Source organism: Pseudonocardia sp. Ae717_Ps2, from assembly GCF_001932475.1.
In the GTDB taxonomy this organism is placed as follows: domain Bacteria; phylum Actinomycetota; class Actinomycetes; order Mycobacteriales; family Pseudonocardiaceae; genus Pseudonocardia.
Genome location: NZ_MCIS01000001.1, coordinates 4,853,729 through 4,865,645, shown reverse-complemented (window position 1 = coordinate 4,865,645; position 11,917 = coordinate 4,853,729). Strand labels below are relative to the sequence as shown.

Sequence of the window (11,917 nt, the reverse complement as noted above, 5' to 3'; positions counted from 1 at the left end):
GGATCAGCGGCGGAAGCCCTGCACCCGCACCTCGTCGGTCGGGGCGAACCGCCCCGCGGCGGCGTCGATGAGCGCGATCGTGCGGGCCGACTGCGCGCAGCCGAACCCGTACTTCGCGCGGACCCGCGAGTCGGCGATCTCCATGCAGGTGCGGCTGCGGGTGACGAACTCCGCCACCGGGTAGGTCGTGCCGGTGTCCAGGTGCTCGGTCACCACCAGCGACGGCGAGTAGTAGCTGACCTCGGTGCCGTCCGGCCAGCGGACGTCGAACATCATCTCGGGCACGGTCGTGCACGGTAGGCGGCCCGGATTGCCACCGTGTTGCGCGCGACGTCTACAGGATGAAGCCGAACAGCGGGCTGTCCGGCGGGATGGGCTCGATGTGCGGGGGAGCCTCCTGCATCCGCTTGAGCAGCGCGGGCAGGTCGTCCGGGGAGCCCAGCTCGATGCCGACCAGCGCCGGGCCGGTCTCCCGGTTGGAACGCTTGGTGTACTCGAACAGGGTGACGTCGTCGTCCGGGCCGAGGACGTCGTCGAGGAAGCGGCGCAGCGCGCCCGGCTCCTGCGGGAACTCGACGAGGAAGTAGTGCTTGCGTCCCTCGAAGACCAGGGCGCGCTCGACGATGTCGGCGTAGCGCGAGACGTCGTTGTTGCCGCCCGAGAGCAGGCAGACCGTCGTCGCGTCGCGGGGGATGCCGAGCCGGTCCAGCGCCGCGGGGGACAGCGCCCCGGCGGGCTCGGCGATGATGCCGTCGGACTGGTAGAGCGCGAGCATCTCGACGCAGATCCGGCCCTCGGGCACCGCGAGCAGCTCCACGCCCGCATCGCGCACCACGTCGAAGGTGGCCGCGCCGACCTTGCGCACGGCGGCGCCGTCGACGAAGGGGTCCAGCGTGCCCAGGTCCACCGGCTCGCCCGCGGCCACCGCGGCCGCCATGCTCGCCGCCCCGGCGGGTTCGACGCCCACGATCCGGGTCGACGGCGCGTGCTCGCGCAGGTAGGTGATGGCCCCGGCGAGCAGTCCGCCGCCGCCGACCGGGACGACCAGCACGTCCGGCGGGTCGGCCAGCTGGGACAGGATCTCGCGGGCGATGGTGCCCTGGCCCGCGACGGTGCGCGGGTCGTCGAAGGCGGGGACCTGGGTGGCGCCGGTGGACTCGGCGTCGGCGCGGGCGGCCGCGGCGGCCTCGTCGTAGGTGTTGCCGACCACCCGGATCTCGACGGCGTCGCGGCCCAGCCGCGCGACGCGGTCCCGCTTCTGGCGCGGGGTGGTGCCGGGCAGGTAGACCCGCCCGGTCACACCGAGGCGCTGGCAGGCGAACGCGACGCCCTGGGCGTGGTTGCCGGCGCTGGCGCAGACGACGCCGGCGAGACGGTCGGCCTCGGGCAGCTGCGCGATTAGGTTGTAGGCGCCGCGGATCTTGTACGAGCGGACCGGCTGGAGGTCCTCGCGCTTGACCCAGACCTCGCCGCCGAGCGCGTCGGACAGGCGGGGGTTGAGCTGCAGCGGGGTCGGGCCGATGACGGCGCGGAGCCGGGCCGCCGCGTCGTCGACGTCCCGGGCGCTCACAGAGGGGGTCACGGTCGACCAGGGTGTCATGACCCCCGGCCGGGGCCGCCGCTCACCCCAGGCGCAGGGTGACCCGCTCGGTCTCGGCGCGCCGGTCCAGGGCGGCGGGGTCGGCGGCCGGGTTCACCGTCTGGACCAGCGACGCCCCCGCCGCGAGAACGGCGAGCAGCCCGTCGCGCAGGCCGTCGGCGCTGTCCCAGCCGATGACCGACAGCACCCGGGCGCCCGCGGTGATGCCCAGCGCGTCCGCCCGCTCCCGGGCCGTGGCCAGCACCTGCTCGCCGCTCGCGCCGTCCCAGGCCGGGGCCGCGCCGTCGACCGGGTCCCAGGGGACGAACTCGTCGCCGTGCGCCCGGACCTCGGTCGCGAAGTCGACGGCCCCGCCGGGCAGGTCGCCCATGCCGCGGCCGAAGAAGTCCAGCGAGAACGCGACGACCGTGCCCGCGCCGGCGGCGAGCGCCACGTCGAGCCGCGCCGCGTCGGCGAGGACGACGTCGGCGCCCGCCGGGTCGCCGACGAGCTCCGCGCCGCAGGACCAGACGGCGAGCAGCGCCGCGACGGTCTGCCAGTGCGCGGGCAGCAGCGCCGCCACCCGGGTGCCCGGCTCGACGTCGACCTCGTCGCGGAGCAGGTTCGCCGCCTTCGCGGTCCAGTTCGCGGTCGTCGTGCCGGACAGCTCGGTCCGCTCGCCGGTCGCGTCGTCGTAGTGGGTGACCAGCGGGCGCGGGGCGGCGGCGCCGAGCGCCGGGCCGAGCAGTGCGTCGGTGAGGAACAGGCCGGAGCCGAAGACGGTGTCCATCGCCCCGGAACGCTACGTCAGTCGATGCACGGGACCCCGCCCGCGGTGATCGGCGGGGTCGACGGCGCCGGGGCGGCGGCGGGCGCGGCCGCCGCGGCGCTGGTCCGGCCGCCGTTCGCGCGGTCGGTGCCGAGCAGGACCTGCACCCGGCCCTGGGCGACGGCGTCGGACTGCTCGACGCCGATCCCGCCCAGCGCGTCGGCGACCCGGCGGGCGGCGGCGTCGCCGTCGGCCTGGCTGTAGCGGACCACCGAGGTGGTGCGGTCCGGGGCGTTGCCGACCTCGCCGGGGGTGAACCCGTTGCGGCCCAGGGTGTCGGCGACCTGCGCCGCGAGCCCGGTCACCCCGGACCCGTTCGCCACGTCGGCCACGACCGGCGGCGCCGCCTCCGTGGAGGTCGCGGCGGCCTCCTCGGGCTCGGGCTCGGTGTGGCGGGCGACGAAGTCGCGGACCTCGGCGGGGTCGACGAGCAGCACGTCCTTGCCGCCGGTGGTCTCCGGGCCACCGGTGGGGATGGTCAGGAAGTCCATCTTCCCGGCGGCGATCGACGACGCCTCGCGGGCGAAGCCGAGCAGGTCCCAGCCGCTGTCGATGACGACCGACTGCTGGATCACCTCGACCAGCGCGCCGAGCTTGCGGGGGTCGGTGAGCGTGCCCGAGGAGAGGACCTTGTTGGCGACGGCCGCGAGGAACACCTGCTGGCGGTTGATCCGTGACAGGTCGCCGCCGGCCAGGCCGTGCCGCTGCCGCACGAACGCGAGCGCGTCGGCACCGGAGATCGTCTGCGGGCCCGCGGGGGAGTCGGCGCCGGAGAAGGCGTCCTTGGCCGGGGCCTTCAGGCAGACGTCGACGCCGCCGACGGCGTTGGTGAGGTTGTAGAAGCCGAGCAGGTTGACCTCGGCGAAGTGGTCGATGGCCAGCCCGGTGAGGTCCTGCACGGTGTCGATCAGCGCCTGCCGGCCGGCCTGCGAGGAGTCCTGGTCGATCTGCCGGGGGTCGCGCACGCCCTCGGCGACGAGCCGGGACGCGGTCTGCGCCTTCGTCTGCGGGTACGCCGCGTTGATCTTGTTGCGGCCGATCCCGGGGATCGACACCTCGGAGTCGCGCGGGATGGAGAACGCGGTCGCGCTGCCGCCGTCGGCGGGCAGGTGCACGACGATGATCGTGTCGGAGTTGAGGACGCCGGACTCGGCGCCGCTGCGCAGCTGGGCCAGGACGTCGGCGGGCAGCGGGTTGCCCTGCGCGTCGGTGCGGCTGTCCACACCGACCAGCAGGATGTTCTGCTCGCCCCCGGCGGAGCCGCCGAACAGCAGGTTCGTCGTGGTGATGCCGCCGGTGACGTCGCGGTAGAGGGTCCACGCGGCGCCGGTGAGCAGCACCGTCAGCGCCGACAGCACGGCGACGGCGAGGCGCAGCCGGGCCAGCAGCCCGCGGCCCCGGGGCGGTCGTCCGCCGGTGCGCCCGTCGCGCGCCGGGTACGGCGGGTGCTCGTCGGGGCCGGTCCCGGCCCGGCTCCAGCCCACGGAGCCCGCCGGTCGCCCGCGTGCGGCGCCGGTGTCGGGGCGGACGCGGGGTGAGCGGGACCGGACGTCGGGGGCGGTGGGGCGGCCGGACCGCCGGGCGGCGGCGCGCTCGGCCGCCGACGGGCGGGAGCGGTCCCGGTAGCTCTCGCCCATGCTCGCTCCCCTCGGGGTCCGTCTCGTCCGCGCAGCCGTGTCTCACCCGGACGGGGGAGTCCGGTGAACCCGGGCGCGCGCCGTGCGTCTCCAGGACCGGACACCCCGGTCGGGACCAGGGTGCAGCATCGGGACCCGCGCCGCGGGCCGCGCGGGCCTGCGTGTCGGGCCGCTCGCCCGGTCGTCGTAGGGGGTCGGGACTTGAGGGTGACGCACGGCTGTGGCGTGTCGCCGCAGCTCGGGGACGGTCCCAATATTAGGGTTACAGTATCGCGATCTCCGATATGGTGACGGAGTGTGATCTTCGCTGGCGCGAACGGGCGGTGCCGCCGGGCCCGGCCGCACCGGTGCTGACTAGGTTGCCGGACATGCGCCGGGTGGACGGAGAAGGACGGGGAGGCCAGGTGGCCGACGACGTGCGGTCCTACGGCGACGAGGTCGCCATCGTCACGGTGACCTACTCGCCGGGCGCGCTGCTGGACACCTTCCTCGACTCGCTGCGCGGTGCCACGACCCGCACGGACGTGCCGGTCGTCCTGGCCGACAACGGATCCGTCGACGGCGCCCCGGAGCGCGCGGCCCGCGAGCGCGACCACGTGACGTTCCTGCCGATCGGGGAGAACGTCGGCTACGGCGCCGCCGCCAACCGCGGGGTGGCCTCGTTGCCCGACCGCTACGGCTGGGTCGTCGTGGCGAACCCGGACCTGGAGTGGGGCGCCGGGTCGCTCGACACCCTGCTCGACGCCGGCCGTCGGCACCCCCGTGCCGGGGCGCTCGGCCCGCTGATCCGCGAGCCGTCCGGCGAGGTCTACCCCTCCGCGCGTGAGGTCCCGTCGCTGCTCGCGGGCGCCGGGCACGCCGCGCTCGCGCCGGTCTGGCCCGCCAACCCGTGGACCGCGGCCTACCGGCGCAGCCGCGAGGACCTGACCGAGCGGTCGGCCGGCTGGCTGTCCGGGTCGTGCCTGCTCCTGCGGCGCGCCGCGTTCGACTCCGTCGACGGTTTCGACCCGCGCTACTTCATGTACTTCGAGGACGTCGACCTGGGGGAACGCCTGGGGCTCGCCGGATGGCGAAACGTGTACGTCCCCGGTGCCGATGTCGTACACGTGGGCGGAGCGTCCACGGGCAAGCCGGGGGTGTCGGCACGGATGCTCGCCGAGCACCACCGCAGCGCCTACCGGTACCTGGCCGACCGCCACCGCGGTCCGGTGCACGCACCGCTGCGTGCGGCCCTGCGTGCCGGCCTGGCCGTGCGCTCGGGTCTGCTGCGGCGGACCGGCTGAGCGCGAACGAGAAGAAGGAACCTGAGGGGGAACCTGCATTGCAGGACGTCGAGGCGGTCGTGCTGGTCGGGGGCAAGGGCACCCGGCTGCGGCCACTGACCCTGTCGGCGCCCAAGCCGATGCTGCCGACGGCGGGGGTGCCGTTCCTGGCGCACCTGCTGTCGCGGATCCGCGAGGCGGGCATCCGGCGGGCGGTGCTGGGTACGAGCTACCTGGCCGAGACCTTCGAGGAGCACTTCGGCGACGGCTCGTCGCTGGGGCTGGACCTCACCTACGTGACCGAGACCGAGCCGCTGGGCACGGGCGGGGGCATCCGCAACGTGGCCGGCAAGCTCTCGGCCGAGCACGTCATGATCTTCAACGGCGACGTGCTGGCGGGCACCGACCTGACCGCGGTCGCCGACACCCACCGGAGCACCGGTGCCGACGTGACGCTGCACCTGGTGCGGGTGCAGAACCCGCGGGCCTTCGGCTGCGTCCCCACCGACCCGACCGGCCGGGTGCTGGAGTTCCTCGAGAAGACCGAGGACCCGCCGACCGACCAGATCAACGCCGGGTGCTACGTCTTCCGTCGCGAGGTGATCGACACGATCCCCGCGGGCAGGCCGGTGTCGGTGGAGCGCGAGACGTTCCCCGACCTGCTCGCCTCCGGGGCGCACGTGCAGGGCCACGTCGACGTCGCGTACTGGCGCGACATGGGCACCCCCGGCGACCTGGTGCACGGCTCGGCGGACCTGGTCCGCGGGGTCGCGCCCTCGGCGGCGCTGCCCGGCCCGACGGGCGAGTCGATGGTGCTGGAGGGGGCCGAGGTGGCCGCCGACGCGTTCGTGTTCGGCGGGACGACCGTCGGCCGCGGCGCCCGGATCGGCTCCGGGGCCCGGGTCGAGGGCTCCATGCTGTTCGACGGCGCGGTCGTCCGGGCCGGAGCGGTCGTGGAGAACTCGGTGATCGGGGCCGGAGCGGTCGTCGAGGAGGGCGCGAGCATCCGCGACACCGTGGTCGGCGACCGGGCCGTGATCGGCGCGCACTGCGAGCTGCGGCACAACATGCGGGTGTGGCCGGACGTCACGCTGCCGCCCCACGGGGTCCGGTTCTCGCCCGACGTGTGACCATCGGGGGCGTGGACGCGGTCGCCGTGGTGGTGGACCGGGAATGGCGGCCGCCGTTCCCGCTCGACCTGCACGGCGTGCTGGCCCCGCTGCGCCGCGGCCGGGGCGACCCCACCTGGCGCACCGCCGTCGACGGTGCCGTGATCTGGCGGGTCTCGACGACGCCTGCCGGCCCCGCCACCGTCGCGATCCGCCGCCGGGCCGACGGGGGCCCGTACGGCACCGTGCGGGCGTCCGGCTGGGGACCGGGCGCGGCCTGGGAGATCGACCGGCTGCCGTCGCTGCTGGGGGCCGACGACGACCCGGCGGCGTTCGTGGCGCACCACCCGCTCGTCGCCGACGCGCACCGGCGCCGACCCGGCCTGCGGCTGGGCTCCACCGGCCGGGTGTGGGACGCGCTGCTGCCCGCGGTGCTGGAACAGAAGGTCACCGGCACCGAGGCGCGCCGCAGCTTCCGCGAGCTCGCCCGGCGCTTCGGCGACCCCGCACCGGGGCCCGCCGGGGTGGTGCCCGCCGGGATGCGGGTGCCGCCGACGCCCGAGCAGGTCCGGGCGATCCCCGAGTGGGAGTGGCACCGGGCCGGCGTCGACCACGCGCGCCGGACGGCGATCCTGCACGCCGCCGTCGTCGCCCACCGGCTGGAACGGGCCGCCGAGCTGGGCGGGGAGCAGGGCCGGGTGCTGCTGCGCCGGGTCCGCGGCATCGGGGTGTGGACGGCCGCGGAGACCGCCCAGCGCGCCTGGGGCGACCCGGACGCGGTCAGCTTCGGCGACTTCCACGTGCCGAACACCGACGGCTGGGCACTGCTGGGCCACGACCTCGACGACGCCGGGATGCTCGAGGTGCTCGCCCCCTACGTCCCGCAACGCCAGCGCGCGGTGCGCTACATCGAGGCGTCCGGGTTCCGCCGCCCCCGGTTCGGGCCGCGGTTCTCCCCGCGCGACTACCGCTCGTTCTGACCGACGTAGGGTCGTACCCGTGAAGGTCACCGTACTGGTCGGCGGCGTCGGCGGGGCCCGCTTCCTGCAAGGCGTGAAGGTCGCGCTCGGACTGCCCGCGGTCGGCGCGGGGGAGTCCGAGCACGAGATCTCCGCCGTGGTCAACGTCGGCGACGACATCTGGCTGCACGGGCTGCGGGTCTGTCCGGACCTCGACACCGTCATGTACACCCTCGGCGGCGGCATCGACGTCGAGAAGGGCTGGGGCCGGTCGGACGAGAGCTGGTCGGTCAAGGCCGAGCTGGAGGCCTACGGCGCCGACGCGACCTGGTTCGGGCTGGGCGACCGCGACGTCGCCACCCACCTCGTCCGCACCCGGATGCTGCGTGCCGGCTACCCGCTCTCCCAGGTCACCGAGGCGCTCTGCCACCGCTGGCAGCCCGGGGTGCGGCTGCTGCCCGCCACCGACGACCGCGTCGAGACCCACGTCGTGATCGACAACCCCGACCCGGCCGCGGTCGAGGAGACCCCGCAGGTCGCGATCCACTTCCAGGAGTGGTGGATCCGGCACCGGGCCGCCCCGAAGGCGTACCGCTTCGCGTCGGTCGGCGCCGACCAGGCCGCGATCCTGCCCGACGCCCGGGCCGCGATCGCCGGGGCCGACGTCGTGCTCGTCGCCCCGTCCAACCCGGTCGTGTCGATCGGCACCGTCGTCTCGGTGCCCGGGGTCGCCCAGGCCCTCGCCGCGACGCCCGCGAAGGTCGTGGGGCTGTCCCCGATCGTCGGCGGGGCGCCGGTGCGCGGCATGGCCGACGCCTGCCTGACCGCGATCGGCGTCGAGACCAGCGCCGAGGGCGTGGGCCGGCACTACGGCGGCCGCGGCGAGGGCGGCCTGCTCGACGGCTACCTGGTGCACACCGGTGACGCCGTGACCGTGCCCGGCGCGACCGTGCGCGAGGTGCCGCTGCTGATGACCGACCACGAGGCGACCGCCGACATGGCCCGCGCCGCGTTCGAGCTGGCGGGCGTCGGTGTCTGACGGGGCCGACAGGGCCGACAGGGCCGGCGGTTTCCCCGACCACGCGTCGCAGAAGCTGGAGATCCTCCCGGTCCCCGGGCTGCCGGAGTTCAGCCCCGGCGACGACCTCGCCGCCGTCCTGGCCGAGCGGATGACCTGGCTGCGCGACGGCGACGTCGTGGTGGTCACCAGCAAGGTGTTCTCCAAGGTCGAGGGCAGGCTGGTGCCGGCCCCCTCCGACGACGAGGAGCGCGACGCGCTGCGTCGCAGGCTGGTCGACCAGGAGACCGAGCGGGTGGTGGCCCGCAAGGGCCGGACGCTGATCGTGGCCGGGAAGCTCGGCATCGTGCAGGCCGCCGCGGGCATCGACGGCTCCAATGTCCGCCGCGACGAGCTCGCCCTGCTGCCCGTCGACCCGGACGCCAGCGCGGCCGGGCTGCGCGCGGGGCTGGCCGAGCGGCTCGGCGTCGAGGTCGGCGTCGTCGTCACCGACACCCTGGGGCGCAGCTGGCGGGTCGGCCAGACCGACATCGCGATCGGCGCGGCCGGGCTGCCGGTGCTGCACGGCTACTCCGGCGCCGTCGACGGCCAGGGCAACGACCTGGTCGTCACCGAGATCGCCGTCGCCGACGAGATCGCCGCGGCCGCGGACCTGGTGAAGGGCAAGCTCGGCGGGCTGCCGGTGGCGGTGCTGCGCGGCGCGGCCCTGCCCGACGACGGGTCGACCGCCCGTGACCTGATCCGGCCGATCTCCGAGGACCTGTTCTGGCTGGGCACCGAGGAGGCGATCGACCGCGGACGCCGCGAGGCGGTCCTGCTGCGGCGCAGCACCCGGGACTTCGCCGAGGAGCCGGTCGACGCCGACGCCGTGCGCCGCGCGGTGGGCGTCGCGCTGACCGCACCCGCGCCGCACCACAGCACCCCGTTCCGGTTCGTGTGGCTGCGCGACCCGGCGCGGCGCACCGCGCTGCTCGACGCCCTGCGCGAGCGCTGGCGTGCCGACCTGGTCGCCGACGGGCGCCCGGCCGACGAGGTGGAGCGCCGCCTCGCCCGCGGGGACCTGCTGCGCCGCGCCCCGGAGCTGGTGCTGGCGTTCCGGTCCACCGCGGGGATGCACGGCTACCCGGACGCGGCCCGCAACGCCGCCGAGCGGGACATGTTCACCGTCGCCGGCGGGGCGGCGGTGCAGTCCCTGCTGGTCGCGCTGGCCGCGGAGGGCCTGGCGTCCTGCTGGGTCGGCTCGACGATCTTCGCCGCGGACGTCGCCCGCCGGGTCCTGGACCTGCCCGAGGACTGGGCGGCGCTCGGCGCGGTCGCCGTCGGTGTGCCGGTCGAGCCGATCGCCCCGCGCGAGCCCCGGCCGGTCGGCGACGGCCTGCTGGAGCTGTGAGCCCGTGGTAGCCCCGGCGACGGCCGCCCGCGAGCTCGCTGCGTGGACCCCGCCCGACGCCGGTCAGCGGGCTCTGCAGCACGCCCTGCTGGCCTTCCTGGACGCGCGCCCGGACGACGCCTGCGACCGCTCCTGCGTGCCCGGCCACCTCACCGCGTCGGCGCTGCTGCTCGACGCGACCGGCGAGCACACGCTGCTGACCCTGCACCCGCGGGTCGGGCGCTGGATCCAGCTGGGTGGGCACTGCGAGCCCGGCGACGGCTCGCTGCGCGCCGCGGCGCTGCGGGAGGCCACCGAGGAGTCCGGGATGGCGGGGCTGGAGATCGGTGAGCACCCGCTGCACGTCGACGTCCACCCGGTCACCTGCTCGCTCGGCGTCCCGACCCGGCACCTCGACGTGCGCTACCTGGTCCGCGCCCCGGCCGGGGCGACCCCGCGGATCAGCGACGAGTCGCTCGACCTGCGCTGGTGGCCGGTCGACGCCCTCCCGGACGACGACGACACCGTCGCGACGATGGTCGCCGCCGCCCGCTGACCTGCCGCCCCGCCCGCCCCACCCCGGCGGCGTCCGCTCGCGAGACCGGCATCCGCTCGGAAACCGACGTCCGCGCGCAGAATCGGGGTTTGCGCGCGGGACCGAGGTTCGCGCGCGTCACGACACGCGCGGACTCCGAACTCGCGCGCGAACCGTGGAGCGGTGAGCGGGGCTCAGAGGTTGCGCCAGAAGAACAGCTCGGAGTAGCCGAGCTGGAACAGCTGCTGGTTGCCGCCGGCGGCGCCGAAGAGCAGCTGGGTGACGGCGAAGAACAGTGCGCCCACCCCGGGCACGAACAGCAGCAGGGCGAGCAGCACGAACGGGGCCCAGGGCCGGACCCGCTCGCCGAGACGCAGTGCCGGCACGGACAGGTACGGCTCCAGCACGCCCCAGCCGTCGAGGCCGGGCACGGGCAGCATGTTCAGCACGAACGCGATGATCTGGAAGTAGGCGAGCGCGGACAGTCCCGCCGCGACGGGGATCGGCATCTCCGGGAACGCGGCCACCGTGATGATCAACACGATGCCCAGGACGAGGTTCGCCGCGGGGCCCGCCAGCGAGACCGCGCTGCGCCGGGCCCGCGACCGCAGCGCCCACTGGTTGATCCACACCGCGCCGCCGGGCAGCGGCAGCCCGCCGATCAGCAGGATGATCAGCGGCAGCACCAGCGACAGGCCGGGATCGGTGTAGCGCCGCACGTCGAGGGTCAGGTAGCCCTTCGCCGCGACCGAGGTGTCCCCGCCACGGTAGGCGGTGATGGCGTGCCCGTACTCGTGCAGGCACAGCGACACCACCCAGCCTCCGAGCACCATGACGAAGATCCCGAGGGTCGCCAGGGCCTGCGACTGTGCGGGGACGGCGGCGGCGAGGACACCACCGAGCAGGGTGACGCCGAGGATCAGCAGGAACCAGGGGCTGATGCGGCGTGTCAGGGACGGCACGTACCCATACTCCATGCCGGAGGAAACGTCCGCGCGCGACCCTTCACTCAATCGGCAGAGCCGGCTTGCACAGAGCTAGTGTCAGCGCTGTACTTACAGCGGTGTCATTCGCCAGTGCGTTGCGGGGAGGTGGGCGAGTGGACGACGTCGAGGGGTTCATGCGGATGCTGCGGCCGGTGGAAGCCGAGCCGGTGGGGGCGGTCGAACGACCCGGCCAGGAGATGGCCGACTACGACCAGGTCGCCCAGATCCTGGACCTGAGGGGCCTGCTGGACGACGGCTCCGCCGAGGAGGTCCCGGACTGGCAGGAGCGCGCGCTGTGCGCCCAGACCGATCCGGAGGCGTTCTTCCCCGAGAAGGGCGGCTCCACCCGGGAGGCCAAGCGCATCTGCTCCGGCTGCGAGGTCCGCGCCGAGTGCCTGGAGTACGCGCTGGCCCAGGACGAGCGCTTCGGCATCTGGGGCGGGCTGAGCGAGCGGGAGCGTCGTCGCCTCCGCCGGGCCGCCGTCTGAGCGGAGAGCGCAGGCAGCACCGCCGTCTGAGCGGAGCGAAGAGCGCAGACAGCACCGCAGTCTGAGATCCGCCTGCGGGGGAACGAGCACGGGGCCGGTCGCCGTCACGGTGACCGGCCTGTCGTCGTACCCGGTGTCGGTGGTCG

The 11,917-nt window shown here is 75.2% G+C and carries 12 protein-coding genes; 7 read left to right on the top strand and 5 right to left on the bottom strand.

Annotated elements, in window-relative coordinates; translation table 11 throughout:
* Positions 1-3 precede the first annotated feature (3 nt).
* Genes Ae717Ps2_RS22225 through Ae717Ps2_RS22210 form a run of 4 tightly spaced genes read right to left on the bottom strand, consistent with a single transcriptional unit; the run spans position 4 to position 4,045 of the window.
* Entirely contained in the window at positions 4-276 is a 273-nt protein-coding gene (locus tag Ae717Ps2_RS22225; RefSeq protein WP_226360665.1) for an MSMEG_0570 family nitrogen starvation response protein, read from the bottom strand.
* A gap of 58 nt (positions 277-334) precedes the next feature.
* Positions 335-1,600 (bottom strand): threonine ammonia-lyase IlvA, encoded by a 1,266-nt coding sequence (gene ilvA / locus Ae717Ps2_RS22220; RefSeq protein WP_051050468.1) that lies wholly within the window; start codon positions 1,598-1,600, stop codon positions 335-337.
* 22 nt (positions 1,601-1,622) lie between these two features.
* Complete coding sequence (locus tag Ae717Ps2_RS22215) at positions 1,623-2,369, bottom strand: TIGR03089 family protein (protein ID WP_083695264.1); 747 nt, start codon at positions 2,367-2,369, stop codon at positions 1,623-1,625.
* Positions 2,370-2,386: 17 nt separating this feature from the next.
* A complete protein-coding gene (locus Ae717Ps2_RS22210) occupies positions 2,387-4,045 on the bottom strand; it encodes an LCP family protein (RefSeq protein ID WP_083702467.1) in 1,659 nt (552 codons plus the stop codon).
* Between the two features lie 404 nt (positions 4,046-4,449).
* Between Ae717Ps2_RS22210 and Ae717Ps2_RS22205 the strand changes: the two genes are divergently transcribed.
* Genes Ae717Ps2_RS22205 through Ae717Ps2_RS22180 form a run of 6 tightly spaced genes read left to right on the top strand, consistent with a single transcriptional unit; the run spans position 4,450 to position 10,318 of the window.
* Positions 4,450-5,328 carry a glycosyltransferase family 2 protein gene (locus Ae717Ps2_RS22205; RefSeq protein WP_233147657.1) on the top strand — a complete coding sequence of 293 codons (879 nt, stop codon included), beginning with the start codon at positions 4,450-4,452 and terminating at the stop codon, positions 5,326-5,328.
* A 38-nt stretch (positions 5,329-5,366) separates the two neighbouring features.
* The gene (locus tag Ae717Ps2_RS22200; protein WP_020625544.1) at positions 5,367-6,437 is read left to right on the top strand and encodes a sugar phosphate nucleotidyltransferase; all 1,071 of its coding nucleotides are present in this window, start codon (positions 5,367-5,369) and stop codon (positions 6,435-6,437) included.
* 11 nt (positions 6,438-6,448) lie between these two features.
* Positions 6,449-7,396, top strand: coding sequence for a DNA-3-methyladenine glycosylase (locus tag Ae717Ps2_RS22195; protein ID WP_233147656.1), 948 nt, complete (start codon positions 6,449-6,451; stop codon positions 7,394-7,396).
* Between the two features lie 19 nt (positions 7,397-7,415).
* A complete protein-coding gene (cofD, locus tag Ae717Ps2_RS22190) occupies positions 7,416-8,414 on the top strand; it encodes a 2-phospho-L-lactate transferase (protein WP_075333855.1) in 999 nt (332 codons plus the stop codon).
* Positions 8,407-9,783: a coenzyme F420-0:L-glutamate ligase gene (locus tag Ae717Ps2_RS22185; RefSeq protein WP_075333854.1), complete on the top strand. Its 1,377-nt coding sequence runs from the start codon at positions 8,407-8,409 to the stop codon at positions 9,781-9,783. The genes cofD and Ae717Ps2_RS22185 overlap by 8 nt, the downstream gene beginning before the upstream one ends.
* Positions 9,784-9,787: 4 nt before the next feature.
* Positions 9,788-10,318 carry an NUDIX hydrolase gene (locus Ae717Ps2_RS22180; protein ID WP_020627715.1) on the top strand — a complete coding sequence of 177 codons (531 nt, stop codon included), beginning with the start codon at positions 9,788-9,790 and terminating at the stop codon, positions 10,316-10,318.
* 173 nt (positions 10,319-10,491) lie between these two features.
* Here the strand turns inward: Ae717Ps2_RS22180 and Ae717Ps2_RS22175 are convergent, their stop codons facing one another.
* Positions 10,492-11,259, bottom strand: a complete 768-nt coding sequence (locus tag Ae717Ps2_RS22175) for a site-2 protease family protein (protein ID WP_139318933.1) — start codon at positions 11,257-11,259, stop codon at positions 10,492-10,494.
* A 221-nt stretch (positions 11,260-11,480) separates the two neighbouring features.
* Here Ae717Ps2_RS22175 and Ae717Ps2_RS22170 point away from each other — a divergent pair, with 221 nt between their 5' ends.
* A complete protein-coding gene (locus Ae717Ps2_RS22170) occupies positions 11,481-11,771 on the top strand; it encodes a WhiB family transcriptional regulator (RefSeq protein ID WP_043282017.1) in 291 nt (96 codons plus the stop codon).
* Positions 11,772-11,917 lie beyond the last annotated feature (146 nt).

Coding starts and splice junctions, on each gene's coding strand:
- Ae717Ps2_RS22225 (WP_226360665.1), bottom strand. CDS start 276: ATGATGTTCGACGTCCGCTGGCCGGACGGCACCGAGGTCAGCTACTAC.
- ilvA (WP_051050468.1), bottom strand. CDS start 1,600: ATGACACCCTGGTCGACCGTGACCCCCTCTGTGAGCGCCCGGGACGTC.
- Ae717Ps2_RS22215 (WP_083695264.1), bottom strand. CDS start 2,369: ATGGACACCGTCTTCGGCTCCGGCCTGTTCCTCACCGACGCACTGCTC.
- Ae717Ps2_RS22210 (WP_083702467.1), bottom strand. CDS start 4,045: ATGGGCGAGAGCTACCGGGACCGCTCCCGCCCGTCGGCGGCCGAGCGC.
- Ae717Ps2_RS22170 (WP_043282017.1), top strand. CDS start 11,481: ATGGCCGACTACGACCAGGTCGCCCAGATCCTGGACCTGAGGGGCCTG.